Below are 21,824 nucleotides of genomic sequence, written 5' to 3'. Positions count from 1 at the left end.
TCCGTGTTTGCAAGTGTCGACCCGGTGATACTGGCGCGCATCCAGTTCGCCGCGAATATCACATTCCACATCCTGTTCCCGACCATCAGCATCTCTCTGGCCTGGGTCCTGCTGTTCTTCAAGCTGCGCTACAACAAGACCGGCGATGAAAGCTGGATGAACGCGTATCGCGTCTGGGTCAAGATTTTTGCGCTGACCTTTGCGCTGGGCGTGGTCAGCGGCATCACCATGAGTTTCCAGTTCGGCACCAACTGGCCTGGCTATATGGAAACCGTCGGCAACATCGCCGGGCCGCTGCTGGCCTACGAGGTGCTGACTGCGTTCTTCCTCGAAGCCACCTTCCTCGGCATCATGCTGTTCGGCATGCGACGCGTGAGCAACCGCGTGCACACCATCGCCACGCTGTTGGTGGCAGGCGGCACCACGCTCTCCGCGTTCTGGATTCTCGCGCTGAACTCGTGGATGCAGACCCCCGCCGGCTTCGAGATGATCGATGGCCGCGCCCATGTGACGAGTTGGCTTGAGGTGATTTTCAATCCGTCGTTCCCGTACCGGCTCGTGCATATGCTGCTGGCGTCGGGCCTGACCGTGGCCTTCCTCGTCGCGGGTATCTCGGCGTGGCGCTGGTTGCGTAACGACCGCAGCCGCGATGTGATGCACGGCCTGCGCACCGGCGTGACGCTCGCTGCGATCCTGATTCCGCTGCAGATCGTGGCCGGTGATTTGCACGGGCTCAATACGCTGCATCATCAACCGGCCAAGATCGCCGCGATGGAAGGGATCTGGAAGACCGAGAAAGGCGCGCCCGCCGTGCTGTTCGGCCTGCCCAATGCCCGTACGCAATCGAACGATTTCGAGATCGCGATTCCGAAGCTGGCATCGATCTACCTCACGCACAAGGTGGATGGCGAGATCCTCGGCATCGACGCCTTCCCGGATCGACATCCTCCAGTGGCCCCGTTGTTCTTTGCCTTCCGCATCATGGTGGGTGTGGGTCTGCTGATGCTGGCCGTGTCGTGGCTCGGTGCCTGGCAGTTGCGGCGGAACGGCGCGCCGTCGAAATGGCTGGCGCGCGTGCTGGTAGCAATGACGTTCTCCGGCTGGATCGCTTTGGTAGCGGGCTGGTATGTCACCGAAATCGGCCGACAGCCTTATCTCGTCTATGGCGTACTGACCACCGCGCAGGCCGCTTCGAAGGTGCCTGCCACGATGATCGGCAGCACGCTGGCGATGTACCTCTCGCTCTATCTGCTGCTGATCGTTGCGTACATCTCCGTGGTGTTCCATCTGGCACGCAAGGCGGGCAAGAACGGTGACCCCTCCGCGCCAGTCATCGAAGCCCCGCAACCCGTCATTCCCGGCCAACCCAGGAGCGCATCATGAATCCGGCCACCATTCCTGACCTGAGCCAGCCGGCCGGCTGGCTGCCGCTGGTGTTCCTCGCACTGATGGGCCTGTCGATGCTGATCTACGTGATCCTCGACGGCTATGACTTGGGCGTAGGCGTGCTGCTGCGCCGCGCCGACGATGCGGACAAGGACACGATGATCGCGTCGATTGGTCCGTTCTGGGACGCCAATGAAACGTGGCTCGTCCTTGGCGTGGGCCTGTTGCTCACGGCCTTCCCGCTCGCGCATGGCGTGATCCTGACGCAGCTCTACCTGCCCGTCGCGCTGATGCTGGCCGGGCTGATCATTCGCGGCGTGGCATTCGATTTCCGCGTCAAGGCGCGCGATCCGCACAAGCCATGGTGGAACTTCGCGTTCTATGCGGGATCGCTGCTGGCGAGCTTCTCGCAAGGATTGATGCTGGGTCTCTACATCACTGGCTTCCGCTACGACTTGCCGAACCTGTTGTTCGCCGTGGCCGTCGGTCTGTGCCTGGTTGCGGGCTACTGCCAGTTGGGTGCTTCGTGGTTGATCATGAAGACCACGGGTGCGCTCCAACTGCGCGCGATCTACTGGGCGCGCCGCAGCCTGTGGATCACGGCGGCCGGTGTTGCTGCGATTTCCATCGTCACGCCGATGGTCAGCGCGCGCATCTTCGAGAAATGGTTCACGCTGCCGAACATCATCCTGCTTGCGCCGATCCCACTGCTGACGATGGCGCTGTTCCTCGTCATCGAACGATTCCTGCGCAAGCTGCGCGACTTCCATGCACGCGGCAACGACCGCTGGTGCTGGGTGCCGTTTGCAGGCACCGCCGTGATCTTCCTGATGGCGTTCAATGGCCTCGCCTACAGCTTGTTCCCGTACCTTGTGGTGGATCGCATCGACATCTGGCAGGCGGCAAGTGCGCCGGAATCGTTGATGGTGATCCTGATCGGCGCGGCGGTGGTGCTGCCGACAATTCTTGGATATACGGCGTATGCGTATCGGGTGTTCTGGGGGAAGGCTACGGATTTGCGGTACGACTGATTGGATGCCTGGCTAATCCAGCTTGTTTGCTCCCCTCTCCCGCTTTATCTTCCTCCCCTCTCCCGCGAAGTGGGAGAGGGGTCGGGGGTGAGGGCCCGGCGGTTCAAATTGCGATCTGTCTGGATTTGATGCCCCCGCCCTCACCCCCAGCCCCTCTCCCGCCTTGCGGGAGAGGGGAGCAAACCAGCGGGAGTGGCAAGAAATATGGGGCTGAAGCGAGGAGACCTACCACAGGTGTATCCTCGGCATTACCCGACACCGCAACGCCCCCATACGTGTCCACCACCCCCTCCCCCCTCCAACGCCTGCGCACCCACGCCGGAGCCCAAGTCCGCGCGCTCACGCGTAGCAACTCCGGCCTGACGCTCGATTACGACAATCCACCCGGCGATCCCGGACTGTTTGGTCCCGATGCGGTTTGCTGGCGCGTACATGCCGATTTCCCCGCGATGCTGGCTGGCGGTGTCAGCGCATTGTTGCTGCAGGCCTTGCATCCGCTGGCGCTGGCGGGTGTGTGGGATCACTCGTCGTTCCGCACCGACATGCAGGGTCGGCTCGGTCGTACCGCGCAGTTCATCGCGGGCACTACCTATGGCAGTCGCGATGATGCAATGCAACTGATCGAGCGTGTGCGGCGCATCCATGCGTCCATCAAAGGTCAGGCGCCCGATGGTCAACCCTATGCGGCCGATGACCCGGCGCTGCTGACGTGGGTCCATGTGGCCGAGGTATCGAGTTTCATGGCGGGCTACCTGCGCTATGTGGGGCCGCTGTCGATTGCGGAACAGGACCGGTATTTCGAGGAAGAAGCGAAGGTTGCCGCGTTACTTGGCGCGCCGGACGTGCCGCGCTCCCGTGCGGCGATCGATGCCTATCTCGACGCGCAGCGTCAGTTTCTGGTCAACAGCGACCGCACCCGTGAAGTGGTACGTCTGGTGATGGCAATGCCGGTTGCCAATCCGCTGCTCGTGCCCGCCGTGCGTACGATGGCCGATGCTGGCGTGGCGCTGCTGCCCGACTGGGCGCGGGAGATGCTCGGCCTGCACCGGCCGTCGCTGCGGCGCTCGCTGGCCCTGACCGGCATGCGCGCGCTGGCGCCGACTTTGCGCTGGGCACTCGGTCCGGGGCTGGCGGCCCGTGCGCGGCGACGCGTCGCCGCCGGCACCGGCGCATGACACTGCCAGGCGGAATCGGCATGGATTGCCGTGCGATTCCGCAAAATTGCGGCGCAAACCTCCCTTTCCTTACTCCCAGCGTAACGTTCGCACTCGCAGCTTGATTGTTCGACGGGGCCAGCGTGTCCTATCGTTCCGGTAACCATCGCAGCACACCGGAGATGTCATGCTGAACCCGATACCGGAACGACAGTGGGATACGCGCCGCGCCGAAAAGCGCCGTCGCCAGGCCCTCGGCGAAAAAATCGCCACGGGCAAGGTCGTGCCCACCGACGACATCGTGGCCTTTCTTGAGACCATGGTCGCCCCCGGCGACCGCGTGGTGCTGGAAGGCAACAACCAGAAACAGGCCGATTTCCTGTCGCGCGCCCTGGCCGAGGCCGATCCCTCGCGCCTGCACGACCTGCACATGATCATCCCGAGCGTGAGCCGGGTAGAGCATCTGGATCTTTTCGAGCGGCGCATCGCACGCAAGCTCGACTTTGCGTATGCCGGCGCGCAGAGCGTGCGCATCTCGCAGTTCCTGGAGGATGGCCTGCTCGAAGTGGGCGCCATCCACACCTATATCGAGCTGTACTCGCGCCTGTATGTCGACCTGACGCCGCAAATCGTGCTGACGGCAGGCTACAAGGCCGACCGCCAGGGTAATCTCTACACCGGTCCCAGCACCGAGGATTCGCCCGCGCTGGTGGAGGCCGCGGCATTCCGCGACGGCATCGTGATCGCGCAGGTCAATGAGATTGTCGATGACCCCGCCGACCTGCCGCGCGTGGACATTCCCGGTTCCTGGATCGATTACGTGGTGCAGTCGGACAAGCCGTTCTTCTGCGAACCGCTGTTCACGCGCGATCCGCGTCTCATCAAGCCGGTACACATCCTGATGGCGATGATGGCCATCCGTGGCATCTACGAGCGCCACAACGTGCAGTCGCTGAACCACGGCATCGGCTTCAACACAGCAGCCATCGAACTGATCCTGCCCACCTATGGCGAGCAGCTCGGCCTCAAGGGCAAGATCTGCAAGTACTGGACGCTGAACCCGCATCCCACGCTGATTCCCGCCATCGAATCCGGCTGGGTCGAGAGCGTGCACAGCTTCGGCAGTGAACTGGGCATGGAAGACTACGTGGCCGCGCGGCCCGATGTGTTCTTCACCGGCTCCGATGGCAGCATGCGTTCCAATCGCGCCTTCTGCCAGTTGGCCGGGCAATATGCGGTGGACCTGTTCATCGGCTCCACGTTGCAGATCGATGGCGACGGTCACTCATCGACGGTCACGCGTGGACGTCTCTCCGGTTTTGGCGGAGCGCCGAACATGGGCCACAACCCGGGCGGACGTCGGCATGCCACGCCCGCATGGCTCGACCTGATCGAAACAGAGGACCCACTCGCACGCGGACGCAAGCTAGTCGTGCAGATGGTGGAGACGTTCCAGGCGGGCGGCAAGCCGACCTTCGTCGAATCGATGGATGCCGTGCAGGTGGCAAAGGACAGCGGCATGCCGCTGGCGCCGGTGATGATCTACGGCGACGACGTCACGCACGTGCTGACCGAGGAAGGCATCGCCTATCTCTACAAGGCGCGCTCGCTGGAAGAACGCCGTCGCATGATTGCTGCCGTGGCGGGTGTCACGCCGATCGGCATGAAGCACGACCCTGCCACCACGCGCCAGATGCGCAGCGACGGATTGATCGCCCTGCCCGAAGATCTTGGCGTGCAACGCTCGCAAGCCACGCGCTCGCTGCTCGCCGCAAAGAGCATGGCCGATATCGTCGAATGGTCAGGCGGCCTCTACAACCCGCCCGCACGCTTCCGGAGCTGGTAATGGCCTACGCTGCAACGCTCCCTTCACGCGAATACAGCCCCATCGATCTGCCTGCACGTCTTGGCGATCTGGCTGTTGCCGTGCTGATCGATGAAGCCACGCTCGCTCCCAAGCCCGGTCTCGTGGATACGCGCGGTAGCGGCGCCCACGGTGACATGACGCTGCGCACGATGATCGATTCCGCGCACAGCCTGCGCGATGCCTTCGTCGCGATGGCGCGTGCCGGACAACAGGCACGCCGTATCGACGTGGCGCTGCGCGAACGTCTTGGCGCACTGGGGCGTGAAGCGGAAACGGCGATGCTGCAGGCCACAGGCGGCATCAACACACATCGCGGTGCCATCTGGGCACTCGGCCTGCTGGTTGGTGCATCGGGATGGCTTGGCAAGGCACGCAGCATCGGCGCCGTGACACAGATGGCCGCCGTGATCGCGCGCTTGCCTGACCGGCATCGGCCTGCGCACACCGGCAACAAGGGTGCACTGACACGCGCGGCTTACGGCGTAGGCGGTGCGCAGGAGCAGGCCGAAGCCGCGTTCCCGCACGTTACCGCCATCGGCCTGCCCGCATTGCGCGATGGTCGCGCACGCGGCGACGCGGAGCCCACCGCGCAGGTCAACGCGCTGCTCGCCATCATGGCGCGACTCGACGATACCTGCGTGCTCGCACGCGCGGGGCAGTCAGGGCTCGATGATGTGCAGGCCGGTGCCGAATCCGTGCTCGACGCAGGCGGTATCGGCACATTGACGGGGCGTCGCCGTCTGCATGAACTCGAAGCGACGATGCTTGCGCAGCGTGCATCGCCGGGCGGCGCGGCAGATCTGCTGGCCGCCACTCTTTTCCTCGACCGGCTGCATGCCGTGGGAGACCACTGATGGAACAACTCCAATTCGAATACGCCGCCGGAGAGCCGGCATCGCGCCGCGTGCTGGTGGGCGTGGTCGGCTCCGGCGACCTCGAAGTCATCATCGAGCCCGGCGCCAAGGGCAAGACATCGATCGACGTCACCACATCCGTCAACGGCTATGGCCGCGTCTGGGATGCACAACTCACGCGCGTGTTCAGTGCCGAGCCACGCGCCGCGATGAACATCCGCATTCACGATTTCGGCGCCACGCCCGGTGTAGTAGGCATGCGCCTGGCCGAAGCGTTCGAAGCGCTGGCAGAAGCCGATGGCAAGGAGTCGACATGAATCGCGCTACCTTGCTTTCGCGTGAGAGCTTTGTCGAACTCGGCGCACGCGCCCGTGCGCAGGCACTGCTTGACCCCGGCACCTTCCGCGAACTCGCCGGCCCGTTCGATGGCCTGACGTCACCGTGGCTCGCGCGTCAGGGCGTGGTGCCGCAAGGCGACGATGGCGTGATCGTCGCCAAGGGACGCATCGACGGACAACCCGCCGTGGTCATGGCCATCGAAGGGGCGTTCCAGGGCGGCAGTCTGGGCGAAGTGGGCGGCGCCAAGATCTCGGGCGCGCTCGAACTTGCTGCCGAAGACAATCGCAAAGGCATCCCCACACGCGCCGTGATCCTTTTTGAAACCGGCGGTGTGCGCTTGCAGGAAGCGAATCTCGGTCTCGCATCGATTGCCGAGATTCATGCGGGCATTGTCGATCTGCGCCGCTATCAACCCGTGATCGGCGTGATCGCGGGGCAAGTGGGATGTTTCGGCGGGATGTCGATTGCAGCCGCACTGTGCAGCGCATTGGTCGTCACGCGCGAAGCGCGGCTCGGGTTGAACGGCCCTGCTGTGATCGAACAGGAAGCCGGTATCGCCGAATACGATTCACGTGATCGTCCGTTTATCTGGGGCCTGACGGGCGGCGAGCAACGCTTTGCCATCGGCCTGGCGGATCGTTTTGTCGAAGACGACACCGCACAGGTGCGCGACGTGGTGGCCGCACTCGCCACCGCACTGGTCGACGAGACCCCGCGCAGCGAACAATACGAGCACTACCTGCAATGCATCACCGAGTATGTGGCGCACGACGCCTCGCACCAACCGGATCCCGCCATGGTGCGCCGCTATCTGGGAGAACGCGAATGAGCGAACAGAACCCTGTAAGCCGTGGCGATGCATGGCTCGCCGCACTGGCCAGCAATGCACCACGCCTGCCCGGCTATCCGCCCTCGATCCAGATTGCCGATATCGAATGGTCTGGCCGTGCGGCACGTTTGATCGCCGTGGTGCCCGACGCCGCGAGTCCGCTGCCGCGCGCGCGTCATGGCGAAGTGGGATTGCTCGAAGGATGGGCACTCGCACGCGCCGTGCATGAAGTGATCGACGCCGACCGCGATGCACCGGTCAAGCGCGTCATCATCGCCATCGTCGACACGCCAAGCCAGGCTTACGGACGCCGCGAGGAAGCCTTCGGCATCCATCAGGCGCTGGCGGGTGCGGCATCGGCCTATGCCACGGCGCGGCTGCAAGGCCATCCCGTGATTGCGCTGCTCGTCGGCAAGGCGATGTCGGGCGCGTTTCTCGCGCACGGCTATCAGGCCAACCGCATCCTGGCGCTGGACGATGCCGGCGTACAGGTCCACGCGATGGGCAAGGAAGCCGCTGCACGCATCACGTTGCGCAGCGTCGAGGATCTTGAAGCGTTTGCCGCTACCGTACCGCCCATGGCGTACGACCTCGGCAACTATGCGTCGCTGGGGCTGCTGTGGCGCACGCTAGCGGTGCAGGATGCCGCCGCGCCCACGACGGAAGATCGCGCCACCATCCTGCGCCATCTGCAGGAAGCGCTGGCCGATATCGACGCCGATCCGCATCGCGACTTGAGCGGACGCTTCAATGGCGAGAACCGCAGTGCCACGCGCCGCGCGCGCGAGTTGTTGCGCGCGCAGTGGCAGGACTGAGCGCAATCGGTCATCGTCATGAAAGCACTGCAACCGCACGACCTGATCTGGCTTCGCGACCCTGCCGCATTGCTCGCGGCAGGTAACGTACCCGACTGGGCCGACGCGGAGTGGCTGGCGCAGGCACCGGTTGTGGTGCGGCGGGACCGCGATGCCACTGCGCGCATTCCCATCGGCATCCGTGGCCGCGAACGTGCGCAACGTCATGCGGCATGGATCGATGCCGCGCAGTGCGCGAGTGTGGTGTCGCCCGACGAGATTGCGAATGCGGGCTTCTGGCGCCTGCATCCCCGCCGCGATACCCTGCCCGCGCTGCGCGCGCTTGATCATGTGGCAACGCGGCTCGGATTGCTCGGTTATCGATGGGGAATTACCGGCGCGGTGGGTTTTGCGCTGGCGTCGGGCATCGACGTATTGCATGCCGGCAGCGATATCGACCTCGTCATGCATGCAGCCGTACCCATCCCCGAGCGCGATCTTTCTGCGCTCGCATCACTGATCGATGCACACGACGTGCGCCTCGACATCCAGATCGCCACACCGTTGGGCGCGTTCGCGCTACGCGAGCGTTTGCGCACACAGGGCCGCGTGCTCGTGAAGACCGATACGGGCCCGGTACTCAGCGACGATCCCTGGCTCACCCCATGCCAACACTGCTGACCTTCCCCGGCCAGGGCGCACAACGCACAGGCATGCTGCACGCGCTGCCCGATCACGCGGTGGTGACACGCACACTGGAGCAAGCGAGCGACGCGCTGGGTGAAGACGTGCTGCGCCATGACGATGCGGAGCATCTGGCTTCCACGGTGTCGGTGCAGTTGTGCTTGCTGGTGGCCGGCGTAGCCAGTGCGCGCGCATTGCTGGAGGATGGCCCGCCTGCCCATGGCGTGGCGGGGTTGTCGATTGGCGCGTATGCAGCGGCGGTGGTTGCGGGGGCGTTGTCATTTGCCGATGCAGTGCGACTCGTTAAGTTACGTGGCACGTTGATGGCCGAGGCGTATCCGCGTGGCTATGGCATGACAGCGATTCTGGGTATCGATGTGGGACAGTTGGCGCCGCTGGTTGCATCGGTGAATACTGTACAAACCCCGGTGTTCATCGCCAACTACAACGCGGATACGCAGCTTGTGATCGCCGGTTCGGATGACGCGATGGCGCGTGTGTCGGAGCTAGCATTGGCTGCGGGTGCGCGCACTGCACAGCGGGTGGCGATTGCGGTGCCGTCGCATTGCGCGTTGCTGGACGATGCAGCGGCGAGGCTGCAATCGGCGTTTGCGGAGGTGACTGTCAAACGGCCGACGCTGCGTTACTTCAGTGCCAGTGCGGCGCGGGAATTGCGCGATCCAGTACGCATTGCGGAAGACCTCGCCCGCAATATGGCGCTGCCTGTGCGCTGGCACGAAACGATGCTGCTGGCGCGTGCAGTGGACTTTGACTTGGCGGTGGAAATGCCGCCGGGGAGTGTGCTGACGAAATTATGCCAGCCAATGTTTCCGCAGGCTGTGGCGCTGGCGGAGATGCGTGGGGATAGTGTGAGGGTGTTGATGGGGCGGGCGCAGGACGGCTGACTCTCCTGATGGTTTTCTCCCCTCTCCCGCCATGCGGGAGAGGGGCGGGGGAGAGGGCCAGCGGTGCAAATTGCGATGTGGTCGGCAAGCAGAACCTCTTGCCCTCTCCCCCAGCCCCTCTCCCATTGCATGGGAGAGGGGAGCGAAAGCCGAGAGCGGGCGCAAGCGTCAAACCGCCGACGCCTCCTTCCCCTGCTTCACCTTCGCATCCAGCACCGGCGGTGCCGTCACGATCGACGTCAGCGACGGCTCCGCAGCCTTCAATGCATTCAGATCGGGCAGCGGCCTGCGCAGCGACGGCACCGCCGCAAACGCCTGCTCCATCGCATACGACACCCCCAGCGTTTCATGGTCCTTGCGGAAGCCGCCCACGATCTGCAAACCAAACGGCATGCCCGCATGATCCAGACCGCACGGCAGCGACAGCGCGGGATGCGTGGTCAGTGTCACCACATACGTCAGCGACAGCCAACGGTAGTAGTTTTCCTGTTTCACGCCATTGATCGACTCCGCATAAAGCGACGTCCACGGGAACGGCGACACCGGCGTAGTCGGCGACAGGATCACGTCATAGTCGCGATACAGCTGCTGAAAGCGCTGCAGCACGCGCGTCTGCTCGGCCTGTGCCCAGGCGCTGTCGAGCAGCGACATCTTCGCGCCCATTTCAAAGTTGGCGCGCGTGTTCGGACCCAGGCTCGATGGATCGCGCTCGTAGGCCTCGCGCATGCCTGCTACGAAACTCTCTGCACGTAGCACGTCGAAGCAGCGATGCGCTTCACCGAGATCCACATCGATGGCATCGCAGCTACGGAACAGATGACGCATCGCGGCGATCTTTTCGCGGAAGGTGCGGCGGATACCTTCATCGACATCGCAGCAGCCGAAGTCTTCGGTGTACGCCACGCGCAGGCTGCCGAGGTCTACAGGCATCGGCGTCAGGAACGACAGCGGATCGAGCGGATACGTCAGCGGATCGCCCGCCGATACGCCTGCCGATGCCGCCAACTGCAGACACGCATCGGCCACGGTGCGACCCATCGGGCCGACCACCGAGATCGGCGTCCAGCCCAGCAACTTGCGCGAACTCGGCACCACACCCGGTGACGGACGGAAGCCCACCACGCCGCATTTGGCCGCAGGAATCCGCAGCGAGCCACCCGTATCCGATCCGGTGCACACCGGCAAGAGATCGGCAGCCAGTGCCGCCGCCGAACCACCCGACGATCCGCCCGCATTGAGGTTGGGATTGAACGGATTGCCCGTGGCGCCCCACACATCGTTACGCGAGTTCGCGCCCGCGCCCATCTCGGGAATGTTGGTCTTGCCCGTCACGATGGCACCCGCCGCGCGCAGTCGCGCCACGAGTACGTTGTCCTCGGCGGGTACGTTGTCGCGATACAGCGGCGAGCCATACGTGGTCAGCAGGCCCGCGGTCGCCTCCAGATCCTTCACGCCGAGCGGCAAGCCGTGCAGCAAACCCAGCGGCTTGCCTTCCAGCACCGCCCGCTCGGCGGCGCGCGCTTCTTCACGTGCACGGTCGAAGCATGTGGCGGTCACGGCGTTGAGGAACGGATTCACACGCTCGATCTGCGCGATGCACGCGTCGAGCAATTCCACCGGCGAGATTTCCTTGCTGCCGATCATGCGGCGCAGTTCGGTGGCCGAGCGTGCGACCAGTGTCGTTGTGTCCTGCATACTGCCTGTCTCCTTGCGGGGCATAAGCCGTCAATCAATCAGCCGTGATGTTCGCACGCTGCGCGGTAGCGCGCATCAACGGCAGTTCCTTGTTGATCAGTGCCGATACCGCCGCGCCGTTACCTTCCACAGGTTCGAAGCCAGCGTTCTGCAACTGCTTGCGCGTATCGGCATCGGCCATCACTTCGGTCAGCGCCTTTTCCAGTTTCTGCTTCACGTCAGCGGGCAGGCCGCGCGGCGCCACTACGGCAAGCCACGTATCGGCATCGATGCCGGGGAAGCCTGCTTCGGCAGCAGTTGGCACATCGGGCAGCAGCGACGAGCGCTTGGCCGTGGTCACTGCAATCGCTTTCACCTTGCCCGATTTCACCTGCGGAATCGCTGCGGCCACGGTATCCACGCTATACGGAATCTGTCCGCCGATCAGGTCGGTCATGGCCGGCGAGCTGCCCTTGTACGGCACGTGCAGCAGCTTCACACCTGCAATGTTGAACAGCATCTCGCCCGCGAATTGCGCCGTGGTGCCGGTGCCGAACGAACCATACGAATACTTGCCCGGTTGCGCCTTGGCCGCCGCCACCAGTTGCTTGAGGTTGGTCACCGGCACGTCCTTGTTGGCCAGCAGGATCAGGCCCGTGCGCCCGGCAAACCCGATCGGCTCGAAGCTTTTCACCGGGTCATACGGCAGCTTGGCGTGGATGGCCGGATTCACGGTGAACGTGGTACCCGAGCTTGCCAGCAGCGTGTAGCCATCCGGCGCGGCCTTGGCCACGAAGCTCGCACCGACAATGGTGCCCGCGCCGGGTCGGTTGTCCACCACCACGGGCTGGCCCAGCTTGTCGCCAAGCTTCTTGCCGACGAGGCGACCGATCACATCGGTCGCGCCACCCGGCGGGAACGGAATCACCAGCTGGATCGGCTTGGATGGATAGGTTTCGGCAAACACTGCCGAGGCACTGGCAGCGAGTGTGCACGCCAGCAGCGCATGGACAAGCTTGGAAGGGGTGAGGGGCAAACGGTTCATGGTGAGACTCCGCAACGATGCAATCGAAAGATTCGGTGACGCGTATTTGGTTACGTGCAATCAGCCGGCCAGCGCGGCGCCACGTTCGGCAAATCGCGCATATTCCTCGGCGGGCACGAACAGGCCACCCGTCGTCCATACAAGATGCGTCGCGTGTTGCATGCGCGCGTCCAGGTTCTGTTGTTTCAGCCAGGCACGCCCGGCATCGGTTTGCGTCAACATGCGCGGGCCGCTGAATCCCGCTGCTGCCGAGGGTTCGATCTTGAGGTCCTCGGTTTCACGCACGCGGTGCAGGTCCGCAAACAACGTGTCGTCGGCCACCGTGTACACGCCGCCCAGCAGCGGGCGCATGGCTTGCGCCGCCAGTTCCGACGCCTGCGGCACGGCCAGGCCATCGGCCTCGGTGCGATTGGTCAGGCCAATGTCGTAGACCGACGCGCCCGGTGCCAGCATCTCCACGAGAAAGCACGGCGACTGCGTAGGCTCGGCAAAGATCGGATACACATGCGGCCCATACAACTGCCGCAGGCCAAACGCGATACCAGCGGGCGCGCCGCCCACGCCGCACGGCAAGTAGACGAACAGCGGATGCGCGGCATCCACCTTCAGCCCGGCCGCTTCAATTTGATCGTGAAGGTGCAAAGCCGCTGCGCTGTAGCCGAGCATCAGCGACATCGAGCGCTCGTCATCGACGAAGTAGCAATACGGATCGGCATCGGCATCGCGCCGTCCGGCAGCCACCGCCGCCGCGTAGTCGCCCGCATGCTCCACCACGTCCACGCCACGCGAGCGCAGCCGCGCCTTCTTCCATTCCTTGGCGTCCGACGACATATGCACGGCCGCACGAAACCCCAGTGCCGACGCCATCACGCCGATGCTCAGGCCCAGGTTGCCGGTGGAACCCACCGCTACCTGATAGCGACCGAACAGTTCACGCGCTGGCGCATCGGCCAGTACCGTGTAGTCGGCATCCTGCATCACCAATCCATGTTCGAGCGCCAGCGATTCCGCGAATTCGAGGACTTCGTGAATCCCACCGCGCGCCTTGATCGATCCCGCCACCGGCAGGCTGTGATCGGCCTTGATCCACAGCGAACCCGCCTCGGTTGACAGGCCGATGGCGCGTTGCATGCCCGGTGCGGCGAGCAGTGCGGATTCGATGCGGCCATCGGTGCCCTTCAATTCCGGGAACAACCGGGCCAGCAGCGGCGCGAACCGCTCGAAACGGGCCTGCGCTGCACGTACATCAGCTAGACTAATCCCACGTCCGTCCACCACGGTGTGTACGGTCGGGTCGTCTGTCCATTGGGGATTGCCCCAGAAAGCAGGGCTGGCGGCCTGCAAGTTGGCGAGCAGTTCCTGTGGAAGCGTAGATGTATCGATCGTCATAAGCGTGCAACACGGGGATGGGATGGATTCATTCTTGTCCGTCCGCGCCAATGTGACAAACCATTTGTACTGATCCACCTATTAGCCTGACTAATGGCCAACACGCTTTCTGCATCATTGTTGGGCTGGCTGCGCTGTTTTGAGGCGGCGGCCCGACACTGCAACTTCACCCAGGCCGCCGCCGAGCTTTGCGTGACGCAAGGTGCGGTGAGCCAGCAGGTGAAGCAACTCGAACAATGGCTCGACCGCCCCTTGTTTCTCCGCACGCCCCGTGCGCTGGTGCTGACGCCCGAGGGCGAGCGCCTTCGCTTTGTGCTGCGTGAATCGTTCCAGGCCATCGAGAGCACGCTCACGCAACTGCGCAAGCCGCGCGACAAGCATCCCATCGCGCTGTCGTGCTCGCCGTCGTTCGCCATGGTCTGGCTGACGCCCCGACTCGGAAATTTCTTCCGCCAGCATCCGGACATCGGCCTGCGCGTCTATGGCGAGTTCCATGCGCTGGATCGGTCGCGGATGATGCGCGATGGCACCGAGGCCGCCGTGCGTTTCGATCCAGGCGGTTATCCCGATCTGAAGGCGCGCGTGTTTCTGGAAGAGTGGTTGATTCCGGTGGCCAGTCCGGCCTACGTGGCTGCGCATCCGGAACTTGCATCGCCCGATGGATTGCGCGCCAGCATGCTGCTGCACGATGTCAGCCCATGGGACGGCGCAGGGGAATTCGAGGAATGGCAATGCTGGCTGCGGCATGCGCGCGTGACGCTGCCGGACGAATCCGATGGCCAGCGTTTCAATCTCTCGCAACTGGCGATCAGTGCCGCGCTGGCGGGCCAGGGTGTGGCGATGGGCCGCTCGGCTTTGGTGCTGGAGGAAATCGAGTCTGGCCGACTCGTCGATCTGTGGGGCATACACGCGCCGAGCGAGGCGTCGTATCACTTTGTCTGCGCGCACGGGCAGACCGAACAGGTGGCGGAAGTGGAGGCGTGGCTCGCGCACGAAGGCGCGGCGTTCGACACCGCGCGCAGGCGTCTGCTGACGCGGCGCGGTTAGCGATGGGTGTTTAGCGTCCGTCGAAGCGCGACTGCAACTCCGGACGCCGGAACGCCTCGACGATGAAATCGACAAACACACGCGTCCTGGACGGCAGCAGTTTGCGATTGGGATAGTAAAGAGAGAGCGCCCCGCTGTCGGCACACCAGCCCGGCAGCAATCGCACCAACGCACCACGTTGCAACAACGGCGCGGCATGCGCCATCGGCAAGAGCGCCACGCCTAGCCCCTGCATCGCGGCATGGGCCATCGCTTCGGGATCGTCGAAGATCGCGCGCATGCGTGGCTCGGCCAGCGCCTGCTCGCCAATCTGGTTGCGCAGCGTCCAGTAGCGCAGCCGACCGCTCGACGCCGAACGTCGCACGATGCCGTCCATCTCGGACAATTCCGACGGATGACGCGGCATCTTGCGGCCCGCCATGAATGCAGGCGATGCCGTCGCCACGATATGCACGGGCGCCAGTTCGCGCGCCACCACACCTTCGGTCAGTTCGATGCCCCCACCAATCGCCACGTCGATGCCATCGGCGATCAGGTCGGCGGTGCGATTCTCGAAACGCCAGTCCGGCACGATGGCCGGGTATCGCTCCAGAAACTCGCCAAGCAATGGCACCAGGTATTCGCGCCCGAACGCCACGGCCATGCTCACCTTGAGTACACCCGCCGGCCGGCTCTCATCCTCGGACGCATTGGCAAACGCGTCGCGCAATGCAGCGTAGGGGTCCGACACCTGACGCAGGAAGCGCTCGCCGCCCAGTGTCAGCGTGAGTTGGCGCGTACTCCGCTGGAACAGCCGCAATCCCAGGTGCGCTTCCAGCCGCGCCACATTCTTGCTGACGGCGGCCGGCGTCAGGCCCAGCCGGCGCGCGGCGGCCGAGAAACTGCCGCTCTCCGCGGCCAGCACAAACGATTCGAGCAGATTCAACGCTTCCATGCCCGGCATCTTATACCGATGGTTGAAGATGTTGATCCGGATTTATGCCTAGCGGTAGCGAATAGCGTGAACCATACTCAGCTCACCTTCTCTTGCGAAACAAACTTTTCAAAGGAACCCATCATGACCACGCTCTCCAACAAGATCGCTTTCGTAACCGGCGGCTCCCGCGGCATTGGCGCCGCCATTGTGCGCCGCCTGGCCCGTGACGGTGCAGCCGTCGCCTTCACCTATCAAAGCTCCGGCGCCGTGGCGCAGGAACTGGTCGAATCGATCCAGGCCGAAGGTGGCCGCGCCAAGGCTTACCAGGCCGACGCCGCCGACGCCTCCGCCGTGACCCGCGCCATCAACGACGCCGCCGCGCACTTCGGCAAGATCGACATCCTCGTGAACAACGCCGGCGTGCTGTTCCTCGGTGCCGTGGATGAATTCGCGCTGGAAGACTTCGACAAGACTTTTGCCGTCAACGTACGCGCCATCTTCGTGGCATCGAAGGCCGCGCTGGCCCACATGGGCGAAGGCGGCCGCATCATCAACATCGGCAGCACCAACGCCGACCGCATGCCGTTTGCCGGCGGCGCCGCCTACGCGATGAGCAAGTCCGCACTGAAGGGCCTGGTGCAAGGCATGGCTCGCGACCTGGGACCGAAGAGCATCACGGTGAACAACGTGCAACCCGGCCCGATCAACACCGACATGAATCCGGAAGACTCGGATTTCGCGAAGTCGCTGCACGGCCTGATGGCACTCGCTCGCCATGGCCGTCCCGAAGAAATTGCCGGGATGGTGGCTTACCTCGCGGGTCCGGACGCAGGGTTCGTGACGGGTGCGAGCTTGAATATTGATGGGGGTTTTGCGGCTTGAGCTTGTGCCGCCACTCCCGGTTTTCTCCCCTCTCCCATGAAATGGGAGAGGGGCTGGGGGAGAGGGCTGGAGGATCTGCTTGCCGACCGCATCGCAATTTGTGCGGCTGGCCCTCTCCCCCGCCCCTCTCCCGCTCGCGGGAGAGGGGAGCAAACAAGTGGTCGAGCAAAAGCTGCTTACCCCTCCAACCCCATCGGCATCGACCTCCGCCTCTTCTTCGTCGCCTGATACAACGCATGCGCCACAGCCGGCGCCGTTGGCCCTAACGACACCTCGCCACACCCTTGCGGCGGACGATCACTCTCCACGATCACCGTCTCGATCTTTGGCATCTCCGACAACTGCAGCAGCGGGTAGTCGTGGAAATTGCTCTGCTGCACCACGCCGCCCTTGAACGTGATTTCGCTCTTGAGCGTGTTGGTCAGCGCAAACCCGATGCCGCCCTCGATATTGGCGCGGATCAGATTCGGATTGATCGAGCGTCCGCATTCCACCGCGCACACCACGCGCCGCACCTTGAATGCCTTGCCAGCACGCTCCAGTTCCAGCGCCATCGCCACGTAGGTCTGGAATGCCTCGCCGCGTCCCGTGTAGAGATTGAACGTGAAGCCGCGCGTCACGCCCGGTGCAGGCTTGCGATCCCAGTTCGCCGCCTTGGCCGCCGCATCGAGCGTGCGCACGGCCAGCGGGTTATGCACGAGCAGCGCGCGGCGATAGCGATACGGGTCCATGCCCGCCGCGTCGGCCATCTCGTTGACGAAACTCTCCAGCATGAAAATGCTCGACGTCGATCCCACACTACGCATGAAGCTGACCGGAATCGGCTGCTTCACGTCGATCATATCGACCTTGAGGTTCGGCACGCGATAGACGCAATCGTAGATCGCCTCCAGCATCGTCTCGTCCCAGCCGCCGTGCTGCGCCATGCGCTCGGCCTTGATGACGCCGTACAGCGATTGCCCGGTCAGCCGCGCATGCATCGCCTTCGGCATGCCCTTCTCGTCGAGCACCGCGCGGAAGCCGCCCGACACACCGGGACGATAGAAGCCATGGCGGATATCGTCTTCGCGTGAGCGAATCACCTTGACCGGCTTGCCCACCGCTGCCGATGCGCGCGCGGCATGCACCACAAAATCCGGCAGGAACTTGCGACCGAAGCTGCCGCCGAGAAACGTGGTGTGGACGATGATCGTTTCGGGCTTGCGCTGGTACAGCTTGCCCAGAGCATTACGCACAAAATCCTGCCCCTGGATCGGACCCCATACCTCGATGGCATCGTCGCGCACATGGACGGTGGCGTTCACCGATTCCATCGTGGCATGCACGATGTATGGCGTGTGATAGTCCGCTTCCACGCGCTTGCCGCCCGCCGCCAGGACGGCATCGGGTTCGCCGAGTGTCGTGGCGACCACGGCCTCGGGCGCACCGAGCGCGGCCACGCGTGCGGCCATGATCTTGTCGCTGTCGAGATCGCGCGACGCACCGGGATCGACTTCCAGTTCCAGTGCATCCGCACCCTTCTTCGCCAGCCAGTAGCTCGTTGCCACCACGATGGCCGCATCCGGCGCCTGCACCACGGCCTGCACACCGGGCATGGCCTTCACGACATCGGCGTTGCGAATGCCCGTGACCTTGCCGGTCACGGTGGGCGGCATCTTCAATGCGCCGTAGAGCATGCCGGGCACGCGCACATCGATGCCGAACTCTGCCGAGCCATCGACCTTGGCCGGTGTATCGAGCCGCAGCAGATTCTTTCCGATCAGCTTGTGGTCGGCTTCGGCCTTGAGGCGCGGCGTGGGGTTGAGCGGAAGTTTCGCCGCCGCTTCGGCCAGTTCGCCATAACCGATCGACCGCCCGGTGGCGCCGTGAAACACGCGGCCTTTCTCCGTGTAACACTGGCCGGGTCGCACATGCAACTGCTTCGCCGCTGCGATCGTCAGCACTTCACGCGCCTGTGCGCCAGCGATACGCAACCGCTGATAGAACAGCGTGGCCGACATCGATGCGCCAACAAACTGCTGCGGTTCCTCGTAGGCGGCGCCGGTGCGATACGCATCGCGCCCGGTGACGAAGATCACGGTGATGTTCTCCCAGTCCGCGTCGAGTTCGTCGGCCAGTATCTGCGGCATCCCCGTGTAGACGCCCTGCCCGCATTCGCATTGCGACAGACCGAGCGTGATCTTGCCGTTCGGCTCGATCCAGATCCAGTCCGTGATTTCGTTCGTGCCATGCGGACCGCTATCGACGGTTCGCCCCGACGCCAGCACCGGCAGCGGAATGCACAGTGCACCGGCTAGCGCCGCGCTGCCTTTCAGGAAGCCGCGACGTGATGCGTTGATGGTGCGATCACTTTGCTGCAGCATGGACGGCCTCCCGGATGCGGTGATAGGTGGCGCAGCGGCACAGGTTGCTGACCGCGGCATCGATGTCGCGGTCAGTGGGATGCGGGTTCTGCTTGAGCAATGCCGTGACCGCCATCACCATGCCCGACTGGCAGTAGCCGCACTGCGGCACGTCCTTGGCGATCCACGCCTTCTGGACCTTGCTCGACCGATCGGGCGATAGCCCTTCAATCGTCGTCACGTTGCGTCCCGCCACGGTCGAGACCGGCGTGACACAGGACCGCTGCGCATTGCCATCCACATGCACGGTACAGGCGCCGCATGCGCCAATGCCGCATCCATACTTGGTGCCAGTCAACCCGGCATCGTCTCGAATCACCCACAGCAGCGGCGTATCGCCGTCGCCGTCGAAGCGGGTCGTCTTTCCGTTCAACACAAAGTCCATGGTTGCCCCGTATGTGCAGGAAAAAAACGGCCGCACGCCCCCCCTGCACGGCATGGGTGCGACCAGATACAGCACTGGTGAGTAAGAGATGAATGCGATGGGTGCGCCTGACCAGGCGCCGAGGCTATTCCGCCGTGATGTGGTACGTGCGGATCAGCGTGGTCCACGCCGCGGTGTCTTCGCGGATGCGTGCGGCCAACGCTTCGGGAGTACTCGCCACGGGCTCCAGCCCCTGACGCTGCAGATCACTGCGTACGGTTGCCGAACCGAACAGCGTCTGGATCTCGACGGACAATGCATCGGCCATCGGCTTCGGCGTGGCCGACGGCACGAGCAACGCATACCAGGAACTGACGTCGATACCGGGCATGCCCTGCTCCGCCATGGATGGCACATCGGGCGCAGCCGGCGAACGCTTCGACTGCGTGACCGCAATCGCACGCAACGCGCCAGACTGGATGAATGGCGCCAGCGTCGGCCACGTACCGAACAGCACGGGCACCTGCCCGCCCGCGACATCGGTCATGGCCTGCGCGGTGCCCTTGTACGGGACGTGCAGCATGTTCACGCCGGCCTTGTTGCGGAATAGTTCGCCAGCGAGATGGAGGCCACTGCCTACACCGGGACTGGCATAGCCGAGCGGCGACTTGTTGCGATCCGCTTCCTTCGCCAGTGCAACAAGTTCAGGCACGGTGCGCGCCTTGACCGAAGGATGCACGGCCAGCACATTGGGCGAACTGGCCAGCAGCGAGACTGGCCGGAAATCGCGCGCCACCTGATAAGACAGCGCGGGGAATAACGTGGGATTGATCGTCAGGTTGCCAGCCGGCACCACCAGCCAGGTACATCCATCACCCGCCGCGCGACGCACCGCATCGATACCGATGTTGCCGTTCGCGCCGGGCTTGTTATCCACGACGATCGGCACACCCTTGCGCGGTTGCAACCCTTGCGAGACCGTGCGAGCCAGTTGATCCGCCGGTCCCCCAGCGGGAAACGGCACCACAATCCGTACGGTCGTGCAGGCAGCATGCGCCGTGCCTGCGCCCAACGCTACGGCCAATGTCGCAAAGATGGCTGCGACGCCCGCTAGTGTGCGCGTCCGTCGCAGCGCACTGCGCCGAATCTGGATGTGGCTGCCGTCCTGCATGTTTCTCTTCCTGCCTGTTGTGGGTGCGGCGATATCAAGCGCCGGCCACCCTGCCGCTCAGGCCTGGCCGGTAATCCAGCAATCGCGACAACTCCGCGGCGGCTTCGCGCACCTGCTCCACCATCGGGTCGAGCAGCGTGGTTTCAATCCGTGCCGCCGGAATCGTCGCACCAAGAGCCGCCACCACTCGCGTGGTGCGATCACGCACCGGCGCGGCGATGGTGGAGATGCTGGCCTCGAAAAAACCTTCATGCAGTACGTAACCGCGCTCGCGGTCGCGCTGCACCATCTCGTACAACTCTTCCACCGTGCGCGGCGTGCTGTCCGAAAACACTTCCAAACGCGGCTCCGGATACAACTCCCGCAACTCGCCCAGCGTCAGGTCCTCCAGCAGGATGCGTCCCAGCACGGTGGCATGCGCTGGCAGGCGCGTGCCCACATTGACCGTGCTCGTGAACGGACGCGCCGCCACGGACTTCGCCACATACACGATCGACCGCCCATCCCGGACCACCAGGTTGCAGGGATAGTGGATCTCGTCCCGCAACCGGTCCAGCAATGGACGACCCAACTCCGTCAGCTCCAGCGATGCCAGATAGTCGAACCCCAACCGCAACACCGCCATGCCAAGCCGGAACTCGCGCCCGCCATCGGTTCGCTCGACAAACCCCATCATTTCCAGCGTCGCGAGCAATCGGAACACGGTCGAGCGCGGCACCTTCAACCGGCGAGCCAGCTCCGCCGCCGACAGCGTCCGGTCCTTACTGCTGAATTCGCCCAGCAGCCGCAACCCCCGTTCCAGGCCCGGCACGATGTACTTGTCCTGCGAATCCTGTGTCTCCTCTGCGGGAGTGTCCTTGCTCATGGTCTCTCTCTACCTCACGTTCGGTTAGCCATTCAGCCAATGCACGGCAACGGATCGATATAACATGCTTCCCCGTTACCGCACGCGCCAAGGCGCACTGGTGCAGTTCGAACACTAGCAGATGTGTTTTATATATAAAACCAAGATTCACATCAGGAACGATTTGAATGTAGGTTAGCGTTGTTGATGACTCAACTTAAGATAACTCCGGATTGACAGTTGCTGC

Annotated in this window: 20 protein-coding genes; 12 read left to right on the top strand and 8 right to left on the bottom strand. The window is 64.0% G+C overall.

Annotated features, from left to right (window positions below):
• Nucleotides 1-3 precede the first annotated feature (3 nt).
• The 10 genes from GA566_RS27225 (at nt 4) to mdcH (ending at nt 9,843) form a co-directional block, all read left to right on the top strand.
• Nucleotides 4-1,383 carry a cytochrome ubiquinol oxidase subunit I gene (locus tag GA566_RS27225; protein ID WP_160474577.1) on the top strand — a complete coding sequence of 460 codons (1,380 nt, stop codon included), beginning with the start codon at nt 4-6 and terminating at the stop codon, nt 1,381-1,383.
• Nucleotides 1,380-2,417: a cytochrome d ubiquinol oxidase subunit II gene (locus tag GA566_RS27220; protein ID WP_137927973.1), complete on the top strand. Its 1,038-nt coding sequence runs from the start codon at nt 1,380-1,382 to the stop codon at nt 2,415-2,417. The genes GA566_RS27225 and GA566_RS27220 overlap by 4 nt, the downstream gene beginning before the upstream one ends.
• Nucleotides 2,418-2,692: 275 nt before the next feature.
• Nucleotides 2,693-3,592, top strand: coding sequence for an oxygenase MpaB family protein (locus GA566_RS27215; protein ID WP_160474576.1), 900 nt, complete (start codon nt 2,693-2,695; stop codon nt 3,590-3,592).
• 166 nt (nt 3,593-3,758) lie between these two features.
• Nucleotides 3,759-5,417: a malonate decarboxylase subunit alpha gene (gene mdcA, locus GA566_RS27210; protein ID WP_137928350.1), complete on the top strand. Its 1,659-nt coding sequence runs from the start codon at nt 3,759-3,761 to the stop codon at nt 5,415-5,417.
• A complete protein-coding gene (locus GA566_RS27205) occupies nt 5,417-6,292 on the top strand; it encodes a triphosphoribosyl-dephospho-CoA synthase (RefSeq protein ID WP_137928349.1) in 876 nt (291 codons plus the stop codon). The genes mdcA and GA566_RS27205 overlap by 1 nt, the downstream gene beginning before the upstream one ends.
• Nucleotides 6,292-6,609 carry a malonate decarboxylase subunit delta gene (locus tag GA566_RS27200; protein ID WP_137928348.1) on the top strand — a complete coding sequence of 106 codons (318 nt, stop codon included), beginning with the start codon at nt 6,292-6,294 and terminating at the stop codon, nt 6,607-6,609. The genes GA566_RS27205 and GA566_RS27200 overlap by 1 nt, the downstream gene beginning before the upstream one ends.
• The gene (locus tag GA566_RS27195) at nt 6,606-7,460 is read left to right on the top strand and encodes a biotin-independent malonate decarboxylase subunit beta (RefSeq protein ID WP_160474575.1); all 855 of its coding nucleotides are present in this window, start codon (nt 6,606-6,608) and stop codon (nt 7,458-7,460) included. The genes GA566_RS27200 and GA566_RS27195 overlap by 4 nt, the downstream gene beginning before the upstream one ends.
• Nucleotides 7,457-8,275, top strand: coding sequence for a biotin-independent malonate decarboxylase subunit gamma (gene mdcE / locus GA566_RS27190; RefSeq protein WP_160474574.1), 819 nt, complete (start codon nt 7,457-7,459; stop codon nt 8,273-8,275). The genes GA566_RS27195 and mdcE overlap by 4 nt, the downstream gene beginning before the upstream one ends.
• A gap of 18 nt (nt 8,276-8,293) precedes the next feature.
• On the top strand, nt 8,294-8,935 hold the full coding sequence (locus GA566_RS27185) for a malonate decarboxylase holo-ACP synthase (RefSeq protein WP_160474573.1): 642 nt from the start codon (nt 8,294-8,296) through the stop codon (nt 8,933-8,935).
• Nucleotides 8,920-9,843 carry a malonate decarboxylase subunit epsilon gene (gene mdcH / locus GA566_RS27180; RefSeq protein ID WP_160474572.1) on the top strand — a complete coding sequence of 308 codons (924 nt, stop codon included), beginning with the start codon at nt 8,920-8,922 and terminating at the stop codon, nt 9,841-9,843. Before GA566_RS27185 ends, mdcH begins: the two co-directional genes overlap by 16 nt.
• A 168-nt stretch (nt 9,844-10,011) precedes the next feature.
• Here mdcH and GA566_RS27175 read toward each other — a convergent pair whose 3' ends face one another.
• The 3 genes from GA566_RS27175 to GA566_RS27165 are packed head-to-tail and all read right to left on the bottom strand — an operon-like array spanning nt 10,012 to nt 13,951.
• Entirely contained in the window at nt 10,012-11,538 is a 1,527-nt protein-coding gene (locus GA566_RS27175; RefSeq protein WP_160474571.1) for an amidase, read from the bottom strand.
• A gap of 34 nt (nt 11,539-11,572) precedes the next feature.
• Complete coding sequence (locus GA566_RS27170; RefSeq protein WP_137928342.1) at nt 11,573-12,562, bottom strand: tripartite tricarboxylate transporter substrate binding protein; 990 nt, start codon at nt 12,560-12,562, stop codon at nt 11,573-11,575.
• Between the two features lie 60 nt (nt 12,563-12,622).
• Complete coding sequence (locus GA566_RS27165) at nt 12,623-13,951, bottom strand: D-serine ammonia-lyase (protein WP_160474570.1); 1,329 nt, start codon at nt 13,949-13,951, stop codon at nt 12,623-12,625.
• A gap of 93 nt (nt 13,952-14,044) precedes the next feature.
• Between GA566_RS27165 and GA566_RS27160 the strand changes: the two genes are divergently transcribed.
• Nucleotides 14,045-14,998, top strand: coding sequence for a LysR family transcriptional regulator (locus GA566_RS27160; protein ID WP_160474569.1), 954 nt, complete (start codon nt 14,045-14,047; stop codon nt 14,996-14,998).
• Between the two features lie 10 nt (nt 14,999-15,008).
• Here GA566_RS27160 and GA566_RS27155 read toward each other — a convergent pair whose 3' ends face one another.
• On the bottom strand, nt 15,009-15,932 hold the full coding sequence (locus GA566_RS27155) for a LysR family transcriptional regulator (protein ID WP_160474568.1): 924 nt from the start codon (nt 15,930-15,932) through the stop codon (nt 15,009-15,011).
• Nucleotides 15,933-16,055: 123 nt separating this feature from the next.
• Here GA566_RS27155 and GA566_RS27150 point away from each other — a divergent pair, with 123 nt between their 5' ends.
• Nucleotides 16,056-16,796 (top strand): SDR family oxidoreductase, encoded by a 741-nt coding sequence (locus GA566_RS27150; RefSeq protein ID WP_160474567.1) that lies wholly within the window; start codon nt 16,056-16,058, stop codon nt 16,794-16,796.
• 176 nt (nt 16,797-16,972) lie between these two features.
• Here GA566_RS27150 and GA566_RS27145 read toward each other — a convergent pair whose 3' ends face one another.
• From GA566_RS27145 to GA566_RS27130, 4 genes are all read right to left on the bottom strand, one after another.
• A complete protein-coding gene (locus tag GA566_RS27145; RefSeq protein WP_160474566.1) occupies nt 16,973-19,159 on the bottom strand; it encodes a molybdopterin cofactor-binding domain-containing protein in 2,187 nt (728 codons plus the stop codon).
• Nucleotides 19,143-19,583 (bottom strand): (2Fe-2S)-binding protein, encoded by a 441-nt coding sequence (locus GA566_RS27140; RefSeq protein WP_137926402.1) that lies wholly within the window; start codon nt 19,581-19,583, stop codon nt 19,143-19,145. Before GA566_RS27140 ends, GA566_RS27145 begins: the two co-directional genes overlap by 17 nt.
• A gap of 124 nt (nt 19,584-19,707) precedes the next feature.
• On the bottom strand, nt 19,708-20,733 hold the full coding sequence (locus GA566_RS27135) for a tripartite tricarboxylate transporter substrate binding protein (protein ID WP_160474565.1): 1,026 nt from the start codon (nt 20,731-20,733) through the stop codon (nt 19,708-19,710).
• A 34-nt stretch (nt 20,734-20,767) separates the two neighbouring features.
• A complete protein-coding gene (locus tag GA566_RS27130) occupies nt 20,768-21,598 on the bottom strand; it encodes an IclR family transcriptional regulator (RefSeq protein ID WP_137926400.1) in 831 nt (276 codons plus the stop codon).
• Nucleotides 21,599-21,824 lie beyond the last annotated feature (226 nt).

Origin of the sequence: Cupriavidus sp. SW-Y-13 (assembly GCF_009793345.1) — a bacterium.
In the GTDB taxonomy this organism is placed as follows: domain Bacteria; phylum Pseudomonadota; class Gammaproteobacteria; order Burkholderiales; family Burkholderiaceae; genus Cupriavidus.
Note: the sequence above shows the minus strand (reverse complement) of the source record. Positions and strands in the feature narration are given on the sequence as shown.